Origin of the sequence: Aquimarina aggregata, from assembly GCF_001632745.1 — a bacterium.
GTDB lineage: Bacteria > Bacteroidota > Bacteroidia > Flavobacteriales > Flavobacteriaceae > Aquimarina > Aquimarina aggregata.
In genome coordinates, this window is record NZ_LQRT01000007.1 from 101,209 (window position 1) to 124,418 (window position 23,210).

General features: G+C 31.2%; 25 protein-coding genes and 1 rRNA gene. 17 read left to right on the plus strand and 9 right to left on the minus strand.

Annotated elements, in window-relative coordinates; translation table 11 throughout:
* Nucleotides 1-115 precede the first annotated feature (115 nt).
* The 3 genes from AWE51_RS10150 (at nt 116) to AWE51_RS10160 (ending at nt 5,411) form a co-directional block, all read left to right on the plus strand.
* Nucleotides 116-1,174, plus strand: a complete 1,059-nt coding sequence (locus AWE51_RS10150) for a beta-1,6-galactofuranosyltransferase (protein ID WP_157766064.1) — start codon at nt 116-118, stop codon at nt 1,172-1,174.
* Between the two features lie 138 nt (nt 1,175-1,312).
* Entirely contained in the window at nt 1,313-2,923 is a 1,611-nt protein-coding gene (locus tag AWE51_RS10155; RefSeq protein ID WP_232517374.1) for a M23 family metallopeptidase, read from the plus strand.
* Between the two features lie 13 nt (nt 2,924-2,936).
* On the plus strand, nt 2,937-5,411 hold the full coding sequence (locus AWE51_RS10160; protein ID WP_066313038.1) for a TonB-dependent receptor: 2,475 nt from the start codon (nt 2,937-2,939) through the stop codon (nt 5,409-5,411).
* Nucleotides 5,412-5,416: 5 nt separating this feature from the next.
* Here AWE51_RS10160 and AWE51_RS10165 read toward each other — a convergent pair whose 3' ends face one another.
* Nucleotides 5,417-6,565 (minus strand): cysteine desulfurase family protein, encoded by a 1,149-nt coding sequence (locus AWE51_RS10165; protein WP_066313042.1) that lies wholly within the window; start codon nt 6,563-6,565, stop codon nt 5,417-5,419.
* Between the two features lie 265 nt (nt 6,566-6,830).
* Between AWE51_RS10165 and AWE51_RS10170 the strand changes: the two genes are divergently transcribed.
* Both AWE51_RS10170 and AWE51_RS10175 read left to right on the plus strand, forming a co-directional pair.
* A complete protein-coding gene (locus AWE51_RS10170; protein ID WP_157766065.1) occupies nt 6,831-7,862 on the plus strand; it encodes a hypothetical protein in 1,032 nt (343 codons plus the stop codon).
* Between the two features lie 13 nt (nt 7,863-7,875).
* Nucleotides 7,876-8,403, plus strand: coding sequence for a hypothetical protein (locus tag AWE51_RS10175; RefSeq protein ID WP_157766066.1), 528 nt, complete (start codon nt 7,876-7,878; stop codon nt 8,401-8,403).
* A gap of 10 nt (nt 8,404-8,413) precedes the next feature.
* On the opposite strand, the gene AWE51_RS10180 is transcribed toward AWE51_RS10175, so the two are convergent.
* Complete coding sequence (locus tag AWE51_RS10180; RefSeq protein WP_066313050.1) at nt 8,414-8,962, minus strand: DNA mismatch repair protein MutS; 549 nt, start codon at nt 8,960-8,962, stop codon at nt 8,414-8,416.
* Between the two features lie 2 nt (nt 8,963-8,964).
* Nucleotides 8,965-9,174 carry a hypothetical protein gene (locus AWE51_RS10185; protein ID WP_449371664.1) on the minus strand — a complete coding sequence of 70 codons (210 nt, stop codon included), beginning with the start codon at nt 9,172-9,174 and terminating at the stop codon, nt 8,965-8,967.
* 162 nt (nt 9,175-9,336) lie between these two features.
* Between AWE51_RS10185 and AWE51_RS10190 the strand changes: the two genes are divergently transcribed.
* The 4 genes from AWE51_RS10190 to AWE51_RS10200 all read left to right on the plus strand — a co-directional run bounded on the left by AWE51_RS10190 (nt 9,337) and on the right by AWE51_RS10200 (nt 10,572).
* On the plus strand, nt 9,337-9,555 hold the full coding sequence (locus AWE51_RS10190) for a DUF2752 domain-containing protein (protein WP_370449580.1): 219 nt from the start codon (nt 9,337-9,339) through the stop codon (nt 9,553-9,555).
* 12 nt (nt 9,556-9,567) lie between these two features.
* A complete protein-coding gene (locus AWE51_RS10195) occupies nt 9,568-9,897 on the plus strand; it encodes a CCC motif membrane protein (RefSeq protein WP_066313056.1) in 330 nt (109 codons plus the stop codon).
* 67 nt (nt 9,898-9,964) lie between these two features.
* On the plus strand, nt 9,965-10,258 hold the full coding sequence (locus tag AWE51_RS27220; RefSeq protein ID WP_082832385.1) for a DUF2752 domain-containing protein: 294 nt from the start codon (nt 9,965-9,967) through the stop codon (nt 10,256-10,258).
* Nucleotides 10,259-10,263: 5 nt separating this feature from the next.
* A complete protein-coding gene (locus tag AWE51_RS10200; protein ID WP_066313059.1) occupies nt 10,264-10,572 on the plus strand; it encodes a CCC motif membrane protein in 309 nt (102 codons plus the stop codon).
* 84 nt (nt 10,573-10,656) lie between these two features.
* On the opposite strand, the gene rocD is transcribed toward AWE51_RS10200, so the two are convergent.
* The 3 genes from rocD to AWE51_RS10215 all read right to left on the minus strand — a co-directional run bounded on the left by rocD (nt 10,657) and on the right by AWE51_RS10215 (nt 12,987).
* Nucleotides 10,657-11,934: an ornithine--oxo-acid transaminase gene (gene rocD / locus AWE51_RS10205; RefSeq protein WP_066313062.1), complete on the minus strand. Its 1,278-nt coding sequence runs from the start codon at nt 11,932-11,934 to the stop codon at nt 10,657-10,659.
* 116 nt (nt 11,935-12,050) lie between these two features.
* Nucleotides 12,051-12,437 carry a DUF6768 family protein gene (locus tag AWE51_RS10210; RefSeq protein ID WP_066313065.1) on the minus strand — a complete coding sequence of 129 codons (387 nt, stop codon included), beginning with the start codon at nt 12,435-12,437 and terminating at the stop codon, nt 12,051-12,053.
* Nucleotides 12,427-12,987, minus strand: coding sequence for an RNA polymerase sigma factor (locus AWE51_RS10215; RefSeq protein WP_066313068.1), 561 nt, complete (start codon nt 12,985-12,987; stop codon nt 12,427-12,429). Before AWE51_RS10215 ends, AWE51_RS10210 begins: the two co-directional genes overlap by 11 nt.
* Nucleotides 12,988-13,102: 115 nt before the next feature.
* Between AWE51_RS10215 and rlmD the strand changes: the two genes are divergently transcribed.
* The 3 genes from rlmD to AWE51_RS10230 are packed head-to-tail and all read left to right on the plus strand — an operon-like array spanning nt 13,103 to nt 15,731.
* Nucleotides 13,103-14,512, plus strand: a complete 1,410-nt coding sequence (gene rlmD / locus AWE51_RS10220; RefSeq protein ID WP_066313071.1) for a 23S rRNA (uracil(1939)-C(5))-methyltransferase RlmD — start codon at nt 13,103-13,105, stop codon at nt 14,510-14,512.
* Nucleotides 14,513-14,515: 3 nt separating this feature from the next.
* Nucleotides 14,516-15,052 (plus strand): DUF6452 family protein, encoded by a 537-nt coding sequence (locus AWE51_RS10225; protein WP_066313073.1) that lies wholly within the window; start codon nt 14,516-14,518, stop codon nt 15,050-15,052.
* Nucleotides 15,018-15,731, plus strand: a complete 714-nt coding sequence (locus tag AWE51_RS10230) for a DUF6048 family protein (RefSeq protein ID WP_066313076.1) — start codon at nt 15,018-15,020, stop codon at nt 15,729-15,731. The genes AWE51_RS10225 and AWE51_RS10230 overlap by 35 nt, the downstream gene beginning before the upstream one ends.
* A gap of 16 nt (nt 15,732-15,747) precedes the next feature.
* Here the strand turns inward: AWE51_RS10230 and AWE51_RS10235 are convergent, their stop codons facing one another.
* On the minus strand, nt 15,748-16,890 hold the full coding sequence (locus AWE51_RS10235; protein WP_066313078.1) for a THUMP domain-containing class I SAM-dependent RNA methyltransferase: 1,143 nt from the start codon (nt 16,888-16,890) through the stop codon (nt 15,748-15,750).
* A gap of 126 nt (nt 16,891-17,016) precedes the next feature.
* Here AWE51_RS10235 and AWE51_RS10240 point away from each other — a divergent pair, with 126 nt between their 5' ends.
* The 5 genes from AWE51_RS10240 to AWE51_RS10260 all read left to right on the plus strand — a co-directional run bounded on the left by AWE51_RS10240 (nt 17,017) and on the right by AWE51_RS10260 (nt 22,291).
* Entirely contained in the window at nt 17,017-17,748 is a 732-nt protein-coding gene (locus tag AWE51_RS10240; RefSeq protein ID WP_066313080.1) for a class I SAM-dependent methyltransferase, read from the plus strand.
* Nucleotides 17,748-18,425 (plus strand): ZIP family metal transporter, encoded by a 678-nt coding sequence (locus AWE51_RS10245; protein WP_066313083.1) that lies wholly within the window; start codon nt 17,748-17,750, stop codon nt 18,423-18,425. Before AWE51_RS10240 ends, AWE51_RS10245 begins: the two co-directional genes overlap by 1 nt.
* 1 nt (nt 18,426) lies before the next feature.
* Nucleotides 18,427-18,855, plus strand: coding sequence for a DUF4268 domain-containing protein (locus tag AWE51_RS10250; protein ID WP_066313086.1), 429 nt, complete (start codon nt 18,427-18,429; stop codon nt 18,853-18,855).
* A gap of 261 nt (nt 18,856-19,116) precedes the next feature.
* A complete protein-coding gene (locus AWE51_RS10255; protein ID WP_066313087.1) occupies nt 19,117-21,330 on the plus strand; it encodes an ATP-binding protein in 2,214 nt (737 codons plus the stop codon).
* A 160-nt stretch (nt 21,331-21,490) separates the two neighbouring features.
* Complete coding sequence (locus AWE51_RS10260) at nt 21,491-22,291, plus strand: hypothetical protein (protein ID WP_066313091.1); 801 nt, start codon at nt 21,491-21,493, stop codon at nt 22,289-22,291.
* A gap of 59 nt (nt 22,292-22,350) precedes the next feature.
* Here the strand turns inward: AWE51_RS10260 and trhA are convergent, their stop codons facing one another.
* Together trhA and rrf are read right to left on the minus strand one after the other, a co-directional pair.
* Nucleotides 22,351-22,977, minus strand: a complete 627-nt coding sequence (gene trhA, locus AWE51_RS10265) for a PAQR family membrane homeostasis protein TrhA (RefSeq protein ID WP_066313100.1) — start codon at nt 22,975-22,977, stop codon at nt 22,351-22,353.
* Nucleotides 22,978-23,093: 116 nt separating this feature from the next.
* Nucleotides 23,094-23,201 (minus strand): 5S ribosomal RNA (rrf, locus tag AWE51_RS10270).
* Nucleotides 23,202-23,210: the final 9 nt, after the last annotated feature.

Genomic DNA, 23,210 nt, shown 5'->3' on the forward strand with positions numbered 1-23,210 from the left:
TGGTCAAAGCTAATACTTTATAATGATTTACCTAAATCAAATTGTAATTGCCATAATTATCTTAACAATAAATGTTCTCAAAAAATAAAATGTATGTATCTTTCCTACCAGAAATGTGACTATAATTATGATAGGGTATTATATCTCAAGAAATTACAAATCTCTTTTTAACGCAGCCGGAAAAGCAAAAACCGATTGTGAATTTGTTTTACAAGAAATGGGCTTTAAAAACCTGGGGTTTAAGCAATCATCTATTCCTAATTCTGCAATGGGAACGATTAAAAATTTCTTCGGAATTACCATGGCATTATTTCGGTTGCCATTTAAAAGTGTTTTATGTACGCAATACCCTTTGAACAAATTCAGAAAATATGTTTTATTTATCGCTCATTTAAAGCGATGCAAAATTATCACCATTGTCCATGATGTAAGATACCTAAAAGGCAGAACTGGCAGTGCCGATAAGGAATTAAAAAAAATCATCACTTCTGATGCAATTATTGTTCATAATCCTGCGATGAAAGATTGGTTTGTTTCACAAAATGTGCAAATACCGATAATTGTTCTAGGTATATTTGACTATACTTTAACTAAAGGATTACCTGCACAAAATAACAATAACACAGGTCAACAACCATATGAAATAGTATATGCCGGTGGTTTTGGAGATGGTAAAAATTCTTATATTTTTGACCTTGACACTCTTGCCAAGAATAACTTTAAAATGAAACTTTATGGCTTAGGTTTTGATCACAATAAGCTTAAAGTAAATAAAGAAGAATCAATATTATCTTATGAAGGTGCTTTTCCATCAGATGTAGTTGCGTATCATATTGAAGGATCATTCGGATTAGTATGGGACGGCAACTCTACAGAAGAATGTAGTGGGCAATATGGACAATATTTAAAATTTAACAACCCACACAAAACTTCACTCTACATCTTATGTGGACTTCCGGTTATCGTATGGGAGAAAGCAGCAATTAGCAAATTTATAATGGAAAATAAATTAGGATTAACCATTTCTAATTTAAAAGATTTAAGTGAGAAATTAGAGAACTTATCTCCTGAAGAATATCAAACCATGAAAAATAACGTAAATCAAGTAAGATCTAAAATAATATCAGGAGGTTATTTAAATAATGCAGTTAATGAAGCTTTACAGAGCATCTAACTTCAAAAAAAATAAGTAGATTTATACTTTGTGTATAAAAAATCATCCACACAACCGTCTATGCGTGCAATTACACTTTTATTTATATCTAGTTTGACTTTTTGTTATGGACAAAAAGATGTCACTAAAGATTATTTCATGAACCCCCTTGATATACCTATGGTTGTATCTGGTACATTTGGTGAGTTACGATCTAACCATTTTCATTCTGGATTAGATATGAAAACCAATGGCGAAGAGGGTTTGAATGTGTATGCAGCAGCAGATGGAAGAATCAGTAGAATAAAAATTTCTCATGGGGGATATGGTAAAGCTCTCTATGTTGTGCACCCCAACGGCTATACTACCGTATATGCTCATTTAAAAAAATTCGCTCCAGAAATTGAAGATTTTGTAAAAGAAAAACAGTATGCCAAAGAATCCTATGAGATAGAACTTTTTCCTAAATCCAATTCTTTGTTACTTAAAAAAGGAGACATTATAGCATATAGTGGAAATACCGGAGGTAGTTCTGGGCCTCATCTTCATTTTGAAATCAGAGATACAAGGTCTCGCCCTATGAACCCAATGAATTTTGGAATCGAAGTAAAAGATACTAGAAAACCAATTGTAAAAGGTCTTTGGGCATATACTCTAGATAAAAACGCACATGTAAATGGGCATCAAAAAACATTTCAACTTAAATTGATACCCAATGAAAATGGAACTTTTATAGCTGAAAATATAGAAGCGCTAGGTAAAATTGGATTTGGCGTTTCAACAATAGATAAACAAGATCTCGCCAACAACAATAATGGTGTATATAAGATTACCACAGAAATTAATGGACAAGAAAATCTAAAACTAGAAATGAATCGTTTTTCTTTTTCAGAAACTCGATATGCTAATAGACTAATAGATTACTCGTACTACAAAAAGAACCGCACTAGAATTAGTAAATTGTTTGTTGAAAAAAACAACCCTTTAACAGTCTATAAAACCAAATCAAATAATGGTTTTCTAAATATAGAAGATAGTCTTTCTTATAATTATAAAATTCATATTAAAGATTTTAAAAATAACACCACTACGATCGAAGTCCCTATACTAGGTAAACTCTCCTCTTCTATTATAAAAAAAGAAAAAAATGTAACACCAAATCTTGCAACTACTTCAGAGAATTATACATTTAATTCAGGTATTGTTGACCTACTCATACCTAAAGGAAGTTTATATGATGATACATATTTGGATTTGTCTGTCACAGGAGAAATTGCGCACATACATAACGATCAAACTCCGCTTCACAAAAATATGACTTTAGTTTTTGATGTTTCACATTATAAAGAAGAGGATAAAAAAAAGTTGTATATCGGTCGTATGTATAATAATGACAAAATTTCATATTCAAGGACTTCAAAAAAAGGAAGTCGATTCTCTACTCGAACTCGTACATTCGGGAAATATTCTTTATTTACAGATACGCAAAAACCAACAATTGTTCCGATAAATGTTTCAAGTAAAAAATGGATTTCTAAAGCAACACATTTAAAAGTAAAAATCAATGATTCAGAATCTGGTATTAAAAGTTATAGAGGTACTCTTAATGGGAAGTTTATCCTTATGGAGTATGATTACAAAACAGGAATGTTAATTTATGACTTTAACGATGATATTATTTCAGATTCAGAAAATAATTTTAAACTTGTTGTGTTAGATAATCTAGATAATAGAGCAACATTCGAAACGACATTCTATAGAAAACCTTAAATACTCTTAATTCTTGAAAAATCAATTTTTCCTTTTTCTGATCCCATTACTCTTTGCGAGCATTTATTCAACAGCACAAACGGCCACACTAAAAGGGGTTGTTTTAGATGAAAATAATACACCTATAGCAGGAGCAAACATATCTTATGATAACTCTGGTACACAATCCGACAAAAATGGTGTTTATGAATTAACTATACCTGCAAATCAAGAGATTCAAGTAAATATTTCACATATAAGCTTAAAAAACCTTCGATTCATGATCAAACTTGATGAAAATCAAGAATATGAACTTAATCCGGTTTTAAAAACAAGTGTAGAACAAATAAGTGAAGTCGTTATATCTGGTAGGGAAAGAAAAACGGTACAAGGAATTACTATTTTAGACCCAGAAACTATACGAGCTACACCTTCTGCAAATGCAGGTGTCGAGGGTTTACTTAAAAGTTTACCTGGGGTAAGTTCTAATAATGAATTAAGTACTCAATATGCGGTAAGAGGTGGTAATTTTGATGAAAATCTTGTTTATGTTAACGAAATTGAAGTATACAGACCTTTTCTAATTAGATCTGGACAACAAGAAGGACTAAGCTTTGTTAATACTGATCTGGTTCGTAATGTTGATTTTTCTGCAGGAGGGTTTCAATCTAAATATGGAGATAAACTATCATCTGTGCTTGATATTACATACAAAAGACCTACAAAACTAGGAGCTACAGCAGATTTAAGCTTGTTAGGAGCAAGTGTATCTGCCGGAGGTATATCTAAAAGTAAAAAGTTAGCAGCTATTATCGGTTTAAGATATAGAGACAATAGTTTATTGGTAAACTCCCGAAATACTGAAGTTAATTTTAAACCTAGTTTTGCGGATATTCAGACATATATATCTTACAATGTTACAGATAAATTTGAATTAGGTTTTTTAGGAAATTTGGCTTTAAACACATACGACTACGAACCATTAACTGAACAGGTAAATTTTGGTACCTTACAATTTGTACAAGCATTAACGGTTTCATATCAAGGTCAAGAAAATGATAAGTACGAAACTTATTTTGGAGCACTTAAAGGAACGTATAGACCTAACGAAAATCTAACCTTAAAGTTTATAGCATCTGCTTATCAAACCCAAGAGCAAGAGCATTTTGATATTTTTGCAAATTATGCACTAGGAACAGTAAACACGGATATTGGAAGTGAAAATGTAGGAGAAATCGAATTTAGTGAAGGAGTAGGTTCACAATTAACGCATGCTCGTAATGATTTGGATGCTGTAATTGTAAATGCAGAACATAAAGGAACTTATATTCAGGATCAACATCAGTTTGATTGGGGTATCAAATATACTTCTGAAGATATTAGAGATCGTTTAGAGGAATTCGAGATTATCGACTCTGCTGGTTTCTCATTGCGACCTATTATTCTAGATATTCGAAATGATGAACCTCGTACTCCTTTTGCCTCTCCTATTGTACCTTTCGAGAGTGTAAGAGCTATTAATAATGCCAAAATTGATCGAATTTCAGGATATGCACAATACAACCTACGTTCTTCTATTAACGATCATGAGATTTGGACAAATATAGGAGTTCGAGCACACAACTGGAATATTTCGGGACCTACTGTAGAGAGTAGTGATTCTCAAATAGTATTTAGCCCGCGTGCACAATTTGCCATAAAACCAAATTGGAAACAAAATATGATTTTTAGACTGTCAGGAGGATGGTATCATCAACCGCCATTTTACAGAGAGCTACGAAATCAATTTGGAGTTGTAGTTCCCGAAGTCAAAGCACAGCAATCTATCCACGCAGTACTTGGCCATGATTATAGTTTTAAACTTTGGAAACGCCCTTTCGTTCTGTCATCAGAAGGGTATTATAAAAAACTAACAGATGTAAACCCATATACTATCGAAAATGTTAGAATACGGTATCGTGCTAATAATAATGCTGAAGCATTTGCCTATGGCTTAGATTTACGTCTGAATGGTGAATTTGTTCCAGGAACTGAAAGCTGGGTAAGTATTGGTTATTTAAAAACCGAAGAAAATATAGATAATAGAGGTTACATCCCAAGACCAACAGATCAGCGTTTAAAAGTTGGTGTTCTTTTTCAGGACTACGTTCCTACTATACCAAGCCTAAAAATGTATTTAAACATGGTATATCAAACAGGGTTACCTAGTGGTTCGCCCGGTTTTGCAGATCCATATGATTTTGCAGATCAATCAAGACTAAGAGATTATCGAAGAGCTGATTTAGGAATTTCATATATTGTAGTAGATAGTGACAAACGATTATCCCAAGGAAGTTTCTTTAACAATTTTAAAGAATTAAGCCTTGGTTTTGTAATTTATAACCTATTTGATTCTCAAAATGCTATAACAAATACATTTGTGCGTGATGCATCTAGTCAGCAGCAATTTGCTGTTCCTAATTTTTTAACTCCTCGCGTATTCAATGTACGTCTAGGAATGAAATTTTAATATTTCTATTCATTCATAAATTTCTTTAATACATCAACAACATAATCTATTTCATCTTTGGTGTTGTATTTTGAAAAAGAAAAACGAACAGATGGTTTTTCTAAATCCTCAGGAGATAAAATCTCGGTTAACACATGCGACCCTTTACTACTGCCACTTTGGCAAGCACTACCTTTAGAACAAGCAATTCCATTAATATCTAAATGAAATAATAATATCCCTGCTTTTTCTTGAGAAACTGGTAAACAAACATTAATTAAAGTATACGTACTGTAATCATGATCACAACAACTAGCATTAAATTTAACTCCAGGAATATCTTTTTTTAATACATCTATGAAATATTTTTTTAAGTCTAATACATAAGCCTTTTCTTCGTCTAGGTTTTCGTAGGCCAGACGCAGCGCTTCATCCATTCCTGCAATATTATGAACACTTTCTGTACCCGCGCGATACCCTCTCTCCTGTTCTCCTCCGAAAATCAAAGGTTTTAATCCAGAATTTTTTCTAATATATGCGAAACCAACCCCTTTTGGACCATGAAATTTATGTGCACTTACTGCTGTAAAATCTACATTTAGTTCATTTAGTTTTACTTCTAAATGCCCAATAGATTGTACCATATCACTATGAAAAAGGGCATCATGTGTTTTACACAAATCACCTACTCTATCAATATCTAATAAAGTACCAACTTCATTATTAACGTGCATAAGACTAACTAAAGCCTTTTCTTGAGAACTATTTAATAATGTTTCTAAATGAGTATAGTCAATAGCACCTTTTTCTGTAATATTTACATAACTTACCTCTACTCCTGTAAAAGACTCTATTTCCTGTACAGTATGTAAAACTGCATGATGTTCTATTTTAGAAGTAATAATGTGTTTTACTCCTAAATCACGAACAGCACTATGTAGTACCAAATTATCCGCTTCTGTACCTCCTGAAGTAAAAATAATCTCTGATGCCTTAACACCTAAATAATTAGCGATATTTTTACGAGCTTGTTCGATATGATTCTTGGCAGAACGACCAAAACCATGAGTCGAAGAAGGGTTTCCAAAATCTTCTTCCAAAACTGATACCATTTTGGTAATAACCTCTGGCCTTACCTTTGTTGTTGCGGCACTATCAAAATAAACTTTTTGCATAAAAATCAAATAATTAGAAGCTTAATAAGAAAAATAAAAGGTATTCATAACAACGAATTGAATCTATTACAATATTCGTAATTTTTATGGTTACAAAAATAGTTAATTGAAATTATTTTAGAGCACATACGTTATAATCTTTCAATTACTTTATTTTTGTCAAATAATGTTAAAAAATACATTGATAAAAACATTTTATATTTTCTTTCGTCTTTAGAATGAAAGTATGTAATGTCAAGTCTAATAATTCATAAATTTTGAACGTGTGAAAAAGTTGTTTTTTCTTATTTTTTCTTTAGTATCTATAGTCTCATGTGATGACGGAGACATTATAGTCACCAGTTTTGAGTTTGACGATGTGGCTCTTCAAGTTTGTAGCGGAGCAGAAGAAAACGAATTTGTGTTTTTTAAAATTAATCCTACAAATAACGAAGCAATATCCTTTAATTTTATAGGACCATATCAAGAAAATGTTGTTTCGGAAATGCCAATAAATATAGACTTAGCTACAGGTGAATCTAATGGTTTAATTTACAGAAAATTTAATGTTACCGTTACAAGTGATTACTATTGTGCAAATATACCTTCTAGCTCAATAAGAGTAACAGATGAGCTTATCGCTACTTCTGGAAATGCAGCAATCACAACTGAAATTGTAGCTGAAGATGATCAAGATGGTGTAGATCCTATAGAAGAATCAGGTGGAATTGATCCCACTGCAGATATCGATGATGATGGAATACCAAATTATCAAGACAGTACTGCCAATGGAAGCGGAACAACACCTGAATGTCCGGATGTAAATGGTGATGGCATTTGTGATACCCTAGAAAAAATATTTGATGCCGACGGAGATGGCTTACCTAACTTTAAAGATCAAGATGACGACAATGACAATGTACTAACTAGTGCCGAATTAGGAAATTTAACCGCAAATAATAATGTATTTCAGGATACGGATGGTGATATGATTCCAGATTATCTAGATGATGATGATGATGGTGATATGATTCCAACTATTAATGAAGATCTAACCGTTAATGCAGATGGCTCTATAGGAAATAATAATCCCAGAGATGACGATAGTGACGAAGATGGTATTGATAATTATCTTGATGCTGATTCTACAGAAAGAAATGATACAGCTACTCCCAGTCTAGCCAACAGCACAGTAAGAACTACATTTAGAACCATAATCAGAATTACCAATATGATGTTTGATGGTAATGAACAAAATTTCGAAAACGATATTTTTGGAACAAGAGATGTTGAAGTAACTAGGAACCTATTAGAATAATAATCATAAAAACATGAAAAAATCATTTTACCTCTTTAGTTTAATTTTAATGATTATTGGCTGTAGTGAAGGTGACATAATTGAAAACAACATTAATTTTACTGCTCCATTACAAAACTGTTCTAATGGCGATAACTTTGTGATTTTTAAAATAGATAGTGCAATTAATCAGGCAATATCATTAAGTTTTACCAGTACTGCTTTTGAACTCAATACAGTTCCTGCGGATATCACTGTACCCTTAACAATTCAATTAAACACCACAACCAACTTATTAATCTCAAGACAATTTGACACTGCAATTAATGCTACATATTTTTGCGCAAGTATACCACCTGCTAATGTTAACGTGACTCAAGAACTAATAAGTAATAACGGAACCTTATCTATAAACTATACTATAGCATCAGAAACGGATACTGAAATTGTTTATGATAGAAATTTTATGTTTTCTAGTGTTACTTTTGAAGGTGAAGATATAGAACTACGACAAGAAGTTTTCAATTTAGGAACTGATCAATTTACAATTCCAAAACCATAATACAAACGCACTATCTTGGATTTTGAATAATATAGATTTCCATCGCACCTAGACCGTATTTTTTATAATCCGCATCAGAAACTCTAACATTGTCGTATCTCCCAAATAAGTACTTTAATTCTTCTTTAAGCACCCCTTGACCAACTCCGTGAATAAAAATCACTTTAGGTATTCTTTTATGGATTGCAAAATCAAGCTGTCTCTTTGCGGTATCTAGTTGCAAAGTAATCATATCATGATTTGCCATACCTTTAGTAGATTTTACTAATTTATGAATATGTAAATCCACTTCCATAGCCGGTACACTTCTCTCTTTTGGTCGTTGAATTGGTCGTTTTGGTTTTTTCTTAAAGACATCTTTTTCCTGAAGGTTCTTATGTATTTCATCATAAGAAGGAATAACCATTTCTCCTGATTGAACCTTTACAACCTCTTTAATATGAAATGTCATATCAAAACCATCCTCAGTTTCAATAACCACCTCACTGTCTTTAATATTTAAAACTCTGCCAGTTATGGGTTCATCTAATACAGACACCATGTCTCCAATAGTAATCATACTTATTCTTCTTCAAAATATTCATCTTGAACGTGTTTGGTCTTGGAATTCACCTTAGAATTAACCATAAACACCCCCAACATTAATGCAATTACTCCTACAATTTGTATATAATAGTTCTTTGTACTTGTAGCTATTTCTGAGAGTAAAGCTATTGCTCCAATCGCAATTAGGACTACACTTGTTATTTTTTTCATTTTTGAATAATTGATTTTGCAAAAGTATCAAATATTAGAATTTCTAGGTGAAAAACAGCAGAAATAACTTAATTATGTATATTGCACAAACGAAACAGAAAATTTTTGCCTTTGGAAAAGTATATGCTCCCTTGCTTAAACAAGAAACTATTTGGTGTTGATTGTTTAGGTTGTGGTATGCAAAGATCAATTTCTCTTCTATTTAAAGGAGAATTTATAGACGCATTTTACATGTATCCTGCGATATATCCTTTATTATTATCACTTATATTTATTGGTTTTAACTTTTTTGTACAATTTAAAAATGATTGGTACATTAAAGTGACCCTTATGATTTTAACTGCAGTTACTATGATTGTAAGTTATGTTGTAAAAATGAATTTAATTTTTAACTAATCAATTTAAATTATGGAAAAACAGACATTACCTAACTCTACCCTAATCTTAGTCTTTGGTATTCTATCTATTGTAGGATGTTGTTGTTATGGAATTTTAGGAATTATTTTTGCTATTATTGCTATTATTATGGCAAAAAAAGCTACTGCCCTGTATACTGAAAATCCAGAAATCTACTCTGGGTATCAAAACGTAAAAACAGGAAAAATACTAGCTATAATTGGATTAATTCTTAGTGCAATTAGTTTCATCTGGAGTATATATGTGTTATCAACAGTAGGTTTAGATGGATATCAGCAAATGATTGAAGATTTTTCTCAAGGATATAGTAACGCACAATAGTTTGTTACACTAGTAAAAAATCCTGTCCTAAAAAGACAGGATTTTTTATTTTAGAAGAAGTAGTATCATGAAAAGTTTTATTGATTTTCTTGAATCTAACTTATTATACTGCCCAACTAAACAGTTACTTGATATTAACTGTCTGGGTTGTGGTCTTCAGCGAAGTTTTATTCTCCTTCTAAAAGGAGATATTATATCATCTCTATTAATGTACCCTGCTTTATTACCCTTATTAATCATGATTGGGTATCTAATATTACATATCCTATTTAATTTTAAAAACGGGGCTAAAATATTAACCTATTTTTATATTTTAAATAGTATACTTATCATTGTAAATTATTTTATGAAACTCTACTAATATTTATGGAAATCAAGCAACAATTGCCAAATGCTACTTTAATTTTAATATTTGGAATCGCATCTATAGTAACCTGTTTTTGTTACGGGATTCTGGGGTTAATTTTTGGAATCATAGCGTTAGTTCTTGCTAAAAAAGCCAAGGAAATATATCATGCAAATCCTGAATTATATACTGGATATGAAAATCTAAAAGCAGGTAGAATTTGTGCCATAGTGGGTACCATATTAAGTTCAATATACTTGCTTATTATTGCTGTGTATATCATCTTTTTAGGCGCTATGATGCCGTGGTCTGAAATTATAAATCAATAAGGATATCTTAATTATTTGATAAGAAAAATGGAGCAGATTATATCATTTGCTCCATTTTTATGCAATTTCATTAAATAAAAGAATCTATTCAAACTCTTTCAATGTCTTCGTTATAATAGCTACACACTCTAACAATTGTTCTTTGTTCATTACTAAAGGAGGTGCAAAACGAATAATATTACCGTGAGTAGGCTTTGCTAAAAGACCGTTTTCTTTAAGAGCTACACAAATATTCCAAGCAGTTTCACTCTCTTCATCATCATTTATTACAATAGCATTAAGTAATCCTTTTCCTCGTACAAGGTTCACTATTTTAGATCCTTCGATATATTTATTTAACTCAGATCTAAACAATTCTCCTAGAACAAAAGCATTTTCTGCTAACTTTTCATCTCTAACTACTTCTAAAGCAGCAATAGCAACTGCAGCTGCTACAGGATTACCACCAAAAGTACTTCCATGATTTCCTGGTTTGATAACCTTCATAATATGATCATCTGCCAATACTGCAGATACAGGATAAGCACCACCACTTAGTGCTTTACCTAATATCAGCACATCTGGTTTAACATTTGGAGTTCCCGAACAATTTTTATCAGAACAAGAACAATCACCACATGTGGCTAATAATCTACCAGTACGTGCAATACCCGTTTGCACTTCATCTGCTATAAAAAGTACATTATGTTTTTTACAAAGTGCCTTTGCTTTTTCTAAATAATCATCAGATGGAACATAAACACCCGCTTCTCCTTGTATAGGCTCTACTAAGAAACCTGCAACATTAGCATTATTTTCTAAAGCAACTTCTAAAGCATTAAGATTATCATATTCTATTTTAATGAATCCCGCAGTATAGGGACCAAAGTTTTTTCTGGCAACAGGGTCATTAGAAAATGAAATAATTGTGGTCGTTCTACCATGAAAGTTATTTTCACAAACTATAATTTGTGCTTCATTTTCAAAAATACCTTTTTCTTCGTACGCCCATTTTCTACAAATTTTTAAAGCTGTTTCTACAGCTTCTGCACCAGTGTTCATTGGTAATAATTTGTCAAAACCAAAATACTCACTGGCAAATTTCTCGTATTCTCCTAGTTTGTCATTGTAAAATGCTCTTGAGGTTAAAGTCAAAGTTTGTGCTTGGCTAGTCATAGCACCAACTATTTTTGGATGACAATGCCCTTGATTCACTGCAGAATATGCACTTAAAAAATCATAATACTTTTTTCCTTCTACATCCCAAACATATACACCTTCTCCTTTGTTTAAAACAACCGGTAGTGGGTGATAGTTATGTGCTCCGTACTTGTCTTCTAATTCAATTGAATGTTGTGATGACTTTTTCTCTAAAATTGCCATTATTCACGTATTAAAATAAAACTTTACAATTCCTACTTTGATTCAATAACTCAGGAGAGAAATCATCCTAATGAAGTTAGCCGCAAAGTACTAAATATAAGTTTCACCTTAAAATCTTATTCAGGTATTTTTCCGGACAAAGATGAGATTTGAAGTTCCAGCCTTTTAATTTCTCTCAATAGGGCATTTTTATCCATTTGCATCCAAGAAAATAATTTTATCATTATCATGAATGTAATACAAACAAATCCAGCCGCAAACCATTTAATTAACATATCCGTAGTATTTGTATTCAAAAATTGAACAATGCAATAAATAAGAGTAACAAATGCTACAATATTTACTATATTCATAACGACAATTAACCATCGATTTTTTGTTTTAAATAACCCTCCTATCATTTCTAAAAGGTTTTGCTCATCTAACTCATCATAAAATTTTGCTTCTTCGCGAGAGAGTGTTTCTTTTATTAATCGATCAATATCTTCCATTTTATTTTTCATGATTTTTACTTTTTAAAATTGACTTTAGTTTTTCTCTAGCAGTAAACAAACGAGATTTAATCGTTCCTGTTGAAACGCCCATAATTTCACTTATCTGTCTTACACTATACTCTTCTGTATAAAAAAGGTTTAATACTTGCTGTTGGGTATTAGGTAGTTTATTTATAGCTTTTCGTAAAACTATAATAGCTTCTTGAGTATCATTTTCGGTAATATCATTTACCACATTATTACAATAATGTGTATAGTTTCTTAACCTTTCTTGTTCTTTGTTTTGTTTTCGTAACCAATCAATAGCTTTTCTATTTACAATCATTAATGCCCAACTCCCAAAACTATTAGGATCCTTTAACATCTTTATTTTTAAAAGAATGACACGCCAACTGTCTTGTGCAATATCTTTTGACACCTCTATATCTTTAGTATACCAATATGCCTGTTTACATAATTTTGCATGCCATCTTTTAACAAGAATTGCGAATGCTTTTTTACTTCCGGATTGGTATCGTAATACCAACAAAGAATCATATGTTTTATTGGTGTTGATCATTAGGTCCTTTATACTATAGACGTTACTATTTTAAATAGGTTCATTTTTTATATTTCTTTTGTAAGATATGTTCAATAATTAAGTGCAATACGTTTTCTATTCTTATTTTTGCGCTATGGCAAGAAAAAATCGAAGACAAATCTTTGAAAATATCGAAGTGATTGATGCAGGCGCTAAAGGTAAAAGTATAGCTAAAGCTCCTGACGGAAAAGTAATATTTATTAATAATGCAGTCCCTGGAGATGTTGTAGATATTCAAACTACAAAAAAAAGAAAATCTTTTTACGAAGGCTCAGCAACCGTATTTCATAAACAATCTGAAAAACGCGTTGCTCCTAAATGTGAACATTTTGGAACTTGTGGTGGCTGTAAGTGGCAGTTTATGGGGTATGAACATCAACTTGGTTATAAACAACAAGAAGTTATAAATAATCTTACGCGACTGGGTAAAATCGAATTACCAGAGGTTACATCAATACTAGGATCATCAGAGCAGTTTTTCTATAGAAATAAAATGGAATTCTCATTTAGTGATAGTCGTTGGCTAACCTTAGAAGAAATCCAAAGTGATACTCAAATTGAAAATCGTAATGCACTGGGATTTCATATGCCTGGTATGTGGGATAAGATTCTAAATATCGATCAATGTCACTTACAAGCTGATCCTAGCAATGCTATTAGAAATAGTGTAAATGAATTTGCAACAAAAAACGAACTTGCATTTTATAACCCAAGAAAACAGGAAGGTCTTTTAAGAACACTAATGATAAGAAACTCTTCTATAGGAGAAATAATGGTTCTTGTACAGTTTTTTAAAGAAGATATTGAAAAACGTACGCTTTTATTAGAGTATCTCGCTCAAGAATTCCCTGAAATTACATCTTTACAATACGTTGTAAACCCTAAAGGCAATGATACTATTTACGATCAAGAAGTTATTTGCTACAAAGGAAAAGATTATATCGAAGAAGAAATGGAAGGATTGCGATTTAGAATTAATGCTAAATCTTTTTACCAAACAAATTCTAAACAAGCGTACGAGTTATATAAGGTTACCCGAGATTTTGCCCAACTAACTGGTGAAGAATTAGTATATGATTTATACACTGGTACTGGGACCATTGCCCAATTTGTGGCCAAAAAAGCAAAAAAAGTAATTGGCGTAGAAGCAGTTCCTGAAGCTATAGAAAATGCAAAAGAGAACGCAAAAAATAATCATATTAATAATGTAGAGTTTTATGTTGGTGATATGAAAAAAGTATTTACAAAAGATTTTATTACCCAACATGGACAACCAGAAGTGGTGATTACAGATCCGCCAAGAGATGGAATGCATAAAGACGTTGTTGCGCAACTATTAAACATTTCGCCCAACAAAATTGTTTATGTAAGTTGTAATAGTGCAACACAGGCACGTGATTTGGCGTTATTAGATGAGACATACAAAGTTACTAAAGTGCAACCTGTGGATATGTTCCCGCAAACATATCATGTAGAAAATGTAGTACTATTAGAAAAAAGATAATGCATGAAACTATTTAAAAACCTGTTTGTTTGTGTTGGTATTCTGATTATGATCAACCTTAACTATAGTTGTGAGCGAGATGATATCTGTACAGGAGATGGTACTACTCCATTTCTAATTATCAAATTTATAGATGATGATACCCAAACTGAAATTAAAACGCCTCCAGAGTTAGAGGTGAGAGCTCTTGGAGATCTTGGTGAAGGTATAGATCCTGTTTTTCCATTACCCACTTTAACAGATTCTATTTTTATTCCCTTACGAACAGACATGACCACTACAGGCTATGAATTTGTAATCAATTCTATTACAACAAATGATGGTACCACTCCCGTTCCTTCAAACTCAGATACTATTAATTTTACGTATACCACAGATGATGAATATGTAAGTAGTGCATGCGGATTTAAAGTTAATTTTAGAGATTTCGATGGAGATTTGGTTATTGAAACAGGAGGTGCCAATTGGATTAAAAATATTACAGTACAAACAGAAGACGTAACAAATGAAGCAGAAGCACATATACTTATTTTTCATTAATATACTTTTTACTTGTCTAATTCAAGCACAAGATGAGCCAAAAAAGATTTCTCCTAGAGATACTTTGCCGCCATCAGAAAAGTATGGACTTAGAGTTGGTGCAGATATTGGTCGACTTATAAGAACAGCTGCTGAAGATGAGTATAAAGGTTTCGAAATTGTAGGAGACTACAGAATTTCCAAAAAGTTTTTTATTGCTGCAGAGATCGGAAACGAATCTTTATTACGAGAAGAAGATAATGTAAATGCAGAAGGTTCTGGTAGTTACATAAGAATTGGTGCTGATTATAATAGTTATAGTAATTGGTACGGGATGCAAAACAGTATATATGCAGGTTTGCGTTATGGCTTTTCAACCTTTGATCAAACACTAAACGAGTACGCTGTTTTTACAGGAACCAATTTTTTTGGTGAAAATAGAATTACGGATAGTATTTCTGAAGATGGTTTAACAGCTAGTTGGATAGAATTAGTAGTAGGTATTAAAGCAGAACTTTTTGCAAATTTGTATTTAGGAATTAATGTATCCCTAAGAAGTATGGTCAGCGAAAAAACTCCAGAAAGGTTTGACAATCTCTACATTCCTGGATTTGGAAAAACGAACGACATAAATAGTATAGGTGTAGGCTATGGGTATTCGTTAAGTTATCTAATTCCATTTTTTAAAAGGAAGAACTAACCTACTATGCGCTAAACTATTTATTTTGAAATTTTGCTTTTTTGCTACCTGCGTACATCTCATATTTTACCAAGCGAGATTCAAGTTTACCGTTAAATACTTTTATCTTTCGAGAAGGTCTTAACCCTACATGTTTAAGAGCTTCTAAATTTCCTGTTATAAACCATGCATTAGTTCCTGGATAACTCTTTTTTAACGTATCACCTATTTGAGAGTAAAACTCTTCTATATTAATTTCTAATCGCTCATCATAAGGTGGGTTAAATACCATATGTAATGGTCCTTCTACTTCTTTATTGCTTTCAAAAAAATCTCCTTCTTTGATTTTTATAAAATCAGTAAGGTTGGCATTTTCTACATTTACATTCGCTTTTCTTACTGCAGAGTATTCCCTATCCATCCCAATAATAGAATGGTTAAATTCTCTGGTTTTATTAAGACATGCTTCTTCAATTTTCTCAAACAAATCCATATCCCAATCTAACCATTTCTCGAAAGCAAACTCTTTACGATTAAGGTTCGCAGGGATATTACATGCAATCATAGCCGCTTCTATAGCCATAGTACCACTACCACACATAGGGTCCAAAAAGTCACATTGCCCATCCCACCCCGAAAGTAATAGCAACCCTGCTGCTAAAACTTCATTAATAGGTGCAATATTAGTTGCTGTTCGATATCCTCTATGATGCAATGACCCACCTGAACTATCTAAGGATACTGTGCACATGTCATTCTGAATATGAACATCTATAGCAAGATCAGGATGATCAAGTTCTATACTAGGTCTTTCTCCCGTTCTTTCTCTAAATTGATCGACAATAGCATCTTTAGTTTTTAAGGATATATAGTGCGAGTGACTAAAAATAGTTGAATTAACAGTAGCATGAATTGCAAAAGTATCATTGTTACTTAGATACTCCTCCCATTTTGTACGTTGAATAAAATTATATAAATCTTTTTCATTTCGTACTCTTCCAGAAGTTATTGGTTTTAGTATTTTAATTGCAGTTCTTAAACATAAGTTCGCTTTATACATAAACCCTGTATCACCATAAAAACTAACCATTCGGTTGCCTATCTGTACTTTTTGAGCTCCTAAATGCCTAAGTTCTCTAGCAAGGACTTCTTCAAAACCGAAAAGGGTTTTGGCTACCATTTTAAATGAATTGTTCACTATTTATTGATTCAAAGTAAAGTGGTTTACAAATTTTATAATTGGTACTGTAAAAAGTGTAAACTTCTTCTGTAATTAAACCGCAAAAATACATTAATTTTGCGCCTTATGCTAAAAGATTCAAAAATGTGGTATGCATCATGGTTTGACACACCATACTATCATATACTATATAAAGACAGAAATGACATTGAGGCTAGGAGTTTTATGGATACCCTGACCAATTATCTTAGTCTAGAACAAGGAGAAAAAATTTTAGATCTTGCTTGTGGCAAAGGTCGCCATAGTATATATCTTAATACATTAGGGTATGATGTAACTGGAGTAGACCTTTCTAAAAACAGTATTGAGTATGCTTCTCAATATACTAACAAAACTCTAAGGTTTAAGGTACATGATATGTGCAAACCTTACAGTGAAAAGTTTTCTGCTGTTTTTAACTTATTTACTAGTTTTGGGTATTTTGATAAAGAAGAAGATAATCTAAATACTATTAAAGCTATTAAATCAGATCTTAACGATCATGGCTTTGGTGTAATAGATTTTATGAATTCAGAATATGTTATTGAAAATTTAGTTCCTGAAGAGGTAAAAGAAGTCAATGGCATTAAGTTTAAAATAAAACGATTCTTAGAAGACGGTTATATTTATAAGGAAATTAGATTTAATGACAATAATGAAGATTTCTTCTTTACAGAACGTGTTAAAGCTATTACCATGTCAGACTTTGAAAATTATTTCGACCAAGCCGACGTAAACCTACTGGATGTTTTTGGTGATTATCAATTACAAAAGTTTAACAAAAAGACTTCAACTAGACTTATACTGATATTTAAGTAGTGTATAATTATATTTTATCCATAGCAGCCGTTTTCATAGGAGCATTGATTGTTTTTATTTTCAAACCCTCTAATCAGAAAAATCTAAAACTACTATTAGCTTTTAGTGGTGCTTTTCTATTAGCGATCACAATTTTTAATTTACTACCGGAAGTTTTTGAAGACAACCCCTTTGCAAAGCGAACTGGAGTATGGATAATGATTGGAGTTTTGTTGCAAAAAATATTAGAGTATTTCTCTAAAGGAGCCGAACATGGTCATATTCATCTAAATAAAGAAACTAATCAACTTCCTACTGTACTTTTTATTAGCTTAGGCTTACATGCATTGTTAGAGGGATTTCCTATACATCATAATGATGGTGTCTTAGCTGGAATAATCATTCATAAAATTCCAATAGCGATGATTTTATCCACTTTTTTACTAAATACAAAAATAAAAAAGTCAGTAGTTATTATTACATTGGTTATTTTTGCATTAATGACTCCTTTAGGAACATTTATTAGTGAAAACTTTGAAGCTATTCTACAATATTATAGAGAAATAAATGCTTTGGTAATAGGAATATTTTTGCATGTCTCAACTACCATACTTTTTGAAAGTAATGAAGGGCATAAATTTAATATTACCAAACTGTTAGTTATTCTAGCAGCAACAGCCACCGCATATATTATTTAATATGTTTAGCAAGGACGAATCAAAACAAATACGTCAAGAATTCTGGACAAGTTTTGGCAAGGAATACCCAAAAAAATGGGTTCTGTACAACACTAAAATCAAAGATTTATCCTTAAAATTTACATTTACAACCAAAAAAGCTCTGGTATCTATAGACGTAGAAACGTATGATGAAATTATTAAAGAGTATTACTACGATAAACTAGTAAGTCTAAAAAATATATTAATTTCAGAATATATTTCTGACATTATTTATGATCAAAACTACCAATTGGATAACGAAAAAGTTATTTCTCGTGTTTATGTCGTATTAGATAATGTAAGTATTCATAACAGGAATACCTGGGAGAAAACCATGCAATTTTTATCTCAAAACATGACAAAACTTGAAGAATTCTTTATTGAATATTCAGATTACATTAAAAGCTAAACAGTTTATTGAAAATTTAATTTTCATCTCTTCTTCATTTACAGTTCGTATATATTTATAAACAATAGATTATAAGATTACAAGTTGTCTATCATTTGGTAACACTAGATTTTGCTTTTCCTAACTCAAAAGAAGCTTAAATCCTACATTATTTACGTTAAAAATCTAAATATTATGGTTATTCATCATGTTTTTTATGTGTTTTATCTAATATTTAATATTTTTTGAATATATTTACGTGCCCCAAATCTGAATTAAAAAATGAATAGTCTTAAAATTAAGAAGCATCATATATGCTTTATATGGATACATCTATTTTTTTCTATCACTACAGCTCAACAATATGAAGAAATGTCATTTTCTGAATTAGAAAGTGCAATTATTCATACCGAAGAACATCTAAATTCTATTGGAAGAGCGAATAGCCTTATGATTATTGAAACAATTATAGATGTTTCAGAAAAATTCAACACTAAACAAGAATATTACCTAAAAGGAAGTTTATACAATCTACTTGGCAAAGTTTACTTTTCATCAAAAGAATATAAATTAGCACTCGAAAACTACAAAATAGCTGATCTCTTTGTAAAAGAACTTAAGGGCTTTTCAGAATTGGCTATAGATATAAACAACAATATAGCATTAGTATATTTAAATGGATTTAATAAACCAGGACGAGCTCTTAAAAGAATAAAATATATCTATGAAAACTCTGAGGATTTAAATGATTATTCTCAACATATTCTTGAGTTAAATCTTGCTAATATCTATATAAAAACCAAACACTACAGAAAGGCCTATAAGTTGTTAGAAAAGTGCAAAAAATTCTTTAGTAGTAATCAACAACATGCATCAAAATTAGCAATCACGTATACTAGTTTTGGCGAATACTATGATGGTAATAGATATTATAGTCAAGCAATTAAATATTTTGAAGTAGCTGCGTCTATTGCCGAAAAAAATCAATTGTACCGTCAGGCGATGATTATTTATCAAAAATATGAAGAACTATTAATCAAAATAGGAAGAGAAGACAAAGCCTATGTTATTCTAAAAAAATACACTAAACATCATCAAACTGCACTTGAAAATGAAAAGCTAGAGGCAAATCAATTTAAAAAACAATTAATTGTAAGTGAAGAAAAAAATACTATTGAAACCCAAAAAGCACAACAATCCAAAACCATATCAATATTTACGCTTTCATTACTTTTATTATGTTTAATATTATTTTGCTTTTTTATCTATAATCATAAAAAGACAAAAGTACTTGGAGAATCATTAGCATTAAGAAATAAAGAACTTAAAATTTCGAAAGAAAAATCTGATCGCTTAGCTGCTGTAAAAACCAAATTTATATCTACCGTTAGTCACGAACTTAGAACACCTTTATATGGAGTAATAGGTTTGTCATCTATACTAATGGAAAGAATCCACGATGAAGAAAATCACAAATTTATTAAGCTCATGAAGTTTTCTGCAGACCATCTTCTGAATCTTATTAATGATGTACTTCAAGTCACTAAAATGGAATCTTACGAAATAAGTCTAGATAAATCAACTTACAATATAAAAAGTCTAGCAGACGACATTAAAAATTCATTTGAGTATCAAGCTGAAAAAAACGGAAATACACTACATCTAAATTTTGACTCTTCTATTCCGACAATGCTAATAGGAGATTCTGTAAGGTTATCTCAAATTTTCATTAATCTTATTAGTAATGCTAATAAATTTACTCAAAATGGAAATATTTGGTTAAACTTTAAAAACCCTGTGATTACGCAAAACAAAGTAGATATCACATTTGAAATAAGGGATGATGGAAGAGGAATTCCTGCGGATAAACAAGAAATAATATTTGAAAAATTTTCCCAGGCAAGTTCCAAAGACCATACTAACGGAACCGGTCTAGGGTTAAATATTGTAAAAAAATTAGTAAACCTACATGGAGGTGAGATTAAACTAAAAAGCGAATTAGGAAAAGGATCTACATTCTATTTCACTATTCCATTTGAAATTAATCAATCCAAAGAAGAAAAAATCGAAAAAGACGTTCCGCAAACTTTCATTTCCTTAAAAAATAATGAAGATTATAATATTCTAGTGGTTGAGGATAACAAAATAAACCAAATAGTAACACAAAACATTCTGAAAACTAGAGGTTATAGTTCTGAAATTGCAGATAATGGTCTTATTGCCATTGATATGGTAAAAAACAATACTTACGATCTTATTTTAATGGATCTTAACATGCCCAAAATGGGTGGTATTGAGTCAACAAAAAAAATAAGAGAATTTAATCTTGATATACCAATCATTGCTCTAACAGCCTCGGACACTAAAGATACTATAAATCAAATACTGAATCCTGATTCTGGTTTTAGTGATTATATGAGAAAGCCTTACAAAAAGGAAGAATTTTTTATAAAAATAGAATCCCTTATAACTACCACTATTTCTAAGGCTTCTTAAAAACTGAGTACACTAGTCTTTTTTGACCTATATACTCCTTACAAATCAAGTTTGTTTGTTGATATTTAAAATATCATATTCTTAATTATATTAACTATAATTTAAGTTTTTGTTATATTATTTGTTATTTTTAAGAATAATTAATACAAACTCAACACTTATGAAATTTCTTAAAAGGGCAATATCTCTATTGCTACTAGTATTCGCTTTTACAAAATGTACAACAAATTCTGTTAGCCCTGAGGCACAGGAAATAGGTATTGAACAACAAAACGAGGATGCATTTTATGGTAAAACCACTATTGATAACTCTGTAATATCATACTCTATAATTGCAAAATCAGAACTACTATTTAATGTTTCTTTAGTTATTAATAAAAAAGAAATTCAAGCCTCTGTAAACTTTGAAGATGAAAGTATTAGTATTAATGGTTACGATAATATATTAACAGAGCAAGAAAAAGACCATACACTTTTGTTAGGTAAAACAATCGCAGATTATCTTTTAGATACAAAGGAAGGAGATATATCGATGGCAGAGTATACGCTCTTAAGTTTTCTGGAATACTGGTCCAAATCACCTAAAAATTATCAATATTCAAAAAGAAAGGTTACAACTCCCTTAAACACAACCAATCTTAAAAGTAGAAATGAAGGTATTACTTGTATAAAAAAGAACTCTTATGTTAATGCCGAATATGATGACTCAAGAGGAAATCATCGTGATAGAGTAAAAGTTGGAAGTAAGCCTAGAGCGAACTATGGATGTATGGGTAGATGTGGTGGTGATTGCGGTAGATGGTGGATTCCAAGTGCATGGACCAAAGATTGTATGGATCATGACCAATGCAGTAATGTAAACAATGCAAGTGGTGGCGGTAGTGATCGTAACTGTGGTGATGAGTTTAACGAAGCTGCCGATGATTACATTTTTGGAGTTATTCGAGGATGTAGAGGGTAAAATATATAATCAAAAATCATTTAAAAGAACATCGAAATATACTTTTGATGTTCTTTTTTTTAAATCACATATTTATAAATTAAGATATAATGAAATACACTACCCCCCAAAACAAATAGATGCCATATTACATGACTAAATGGCATTCTTTTTAAAGCATAAAATAATATTCCTATCATATAAGATGCTCCCCCATAGCTTAAATAACCTATACCATCAGCACCAATCTTATTGGTTAACATATTTATATCTAAAATTATTAACCATCCCATTACAACATAGAGAATAATTGATAAGACTTGAAATTTACCAGTAAAAAAAAGTTTTAACAACGATCCAATAATTGCAAATGACCAAACCAAAAAAAACAATAATTTGCCTTTACTATCTAATAAAGTAATTAGAGTTACTGGCGTATAGGTACCTGCTATTAAGAGATAAATACCTACATGATCCATTACTCTGAACTTTCGTTTTAATTTGCTATTTGTAGCATAATGATATGCTGTGGATGCAAAATATAATACAAGTAAAGTAATCCCATACACTATAATAGAAAATGTACTAAATACAGTTCTATGAGCATTCTCACTTATTAAGACAAGAAGCCCCAATATGGATAAAATTAATCCAAATCCATGGGTAATCCAGTTCCATTTTTCTTCTGTTGGAGATTGTGCGTTCATATCAACAAAAATAGTTAAGCATTGGTACTCTTTAAAATTATTTATATAATTTCACTTGCTTCTTTTTAAAATTTGGGCATAAAAAAACCCTTCATTATTTTAATGAAGGGTTTTAAAGAAGGCGGCGACCTACTCTTCCACGATTGTAGTACCATTGGCGCTAACGGGCTTAACTTCTCTGTTCGGAATGGTAAGAGGTGAGCCCCGTTGCTATAACCACCTTAAATCTTTAT

Coding starts and splice junctions, on each gene's coding strand:
- AWE51_RS10195 (WP_066313056.1), top strand. CDS start 9,568: ATGGAAAAACAGACATTACCTAACTCTACCCTAATCTTAGTCTTTGGT.
- rocD (WP_066313062.1), bottom strand. CDS start 11,934: ATGGCAATTTTAGAGAAAAAGTCATCACAACATTCAATTGAATTAGAA.
- AWE51_RS10165 (WP_066313042.1), bottom strand. CDS start 6,565: ATGCAAAAAGTTTATTTTGATAGTGCCGCAACAACAAAGGTAAGGCCA.
- AWE51_RS10235 (WP_066313078.1), bottom strand. CDS start 16,890: ATGGTAGCCAAAACCCTTTTCGGTTTTGAAGAAGTCCTTGCTAGAGAA.
- AWE51_RS10180 (WP_066313050.1), bottom strand. CDS start 8,962: ATGATTACTATTGGAGACATGGTGTCTGTATTAGATGAACCCATAACT.
- AWE51_RS10225 (WP_066313073.1), top strand. CDS start 14,516: ATGAAACTATTTAAAAACCTGTTTGTTTGTGTTGGTATTCTGATTATG.
- AWE51_RS10240 (WP_066313080.1), top strand. CDS start 17,017: ATGCTAAAAGATTCAAAAATGTGGTATGCATCATGGTTTGACACACCA.
- AWE51_RS10250 (WP_066313086.1), top strand. CDS start 18,427: ATGTTTAGCAAGGACGAATCAAAACAAATACGTCAAGAATTCTGGACA.
- AWE51_RS10215 (WP_066313068.1), bottom strand. CDS start 12,987: ATGATCAACACCAATAAAACATATGATTCTTTGTTGGTATTACGATAC.
- AWE51_RS27220 (WP_082832385.1), top strand. CDS start 9,965: ATGAAAAGTTTTATTGATTTTCTTGAATCTAACTTATTATACTGCCCA.
- AWE51_RS10155 (WP_232517374.1), top strand. CDS start 1,313: ATGAACCCCCTTGATATACCTATGGTTGTATCTGGTACATTTGGTGAG.
- AWE51_RS10230 (WP_066313076.1), top strand. CDS start 15,018: ATGAAGCAGAAGCACATATACTTATTTTTCATTAATATACTTTTTACT.
- AWE51_RS10175 (WP_157766066.1), top strand. CDS start 7,876: ATGAAAAAATCATTTTACCTCTTTAGTTTAATTTTAATGATTATTGGC.
- AWE51_RS10260 (WP_066313091.1), top strand. CDS start 21,491: ATGAAATTTCTTAAAAGGGCAATATCTCTATTGCTACTAGTATTCGCT.
- AWE51_RS10255 (WP_066313087.1), top strand. CDS start 19,117: ATGAATAGTCTTAAAATTAAGAAGCATCATATATGCTTTATATGGATA.
- AWE51_RS10190 (WP_370449580.1), top strand. CDS start 9,337: ATGCAAAGATCAATTTCTCTTCTATTTAAAGGAGAATTTATAGACGCA.
- AWE51_RS10210 (WP_066313065.1), bottom strand. CDS start 12,437: ATGAAAAATAAAATGGAAGATATTGATCGATTAATAAAAGAAACACTC.
- trhA (WP_066313100.1), bottom strand. CDS start 22,977: ATGAACGCACAATCTCCAACAGAAGAAAAATGGAACTGGATTACCCAT.
- AWE51_RS10200 (WP_066313059.1), top strand. CDS start 10,264: ATGGAAATCAAGCAACAATTGCCAAATGCTACTTTAATTTTAATATTT.
- rlmD (WP_066313071.1), top strand. CDS start 13,103: ATGGCAAGAAAAAATCGAAGACAAATCTTTGAAAATATCGAAGTGATT.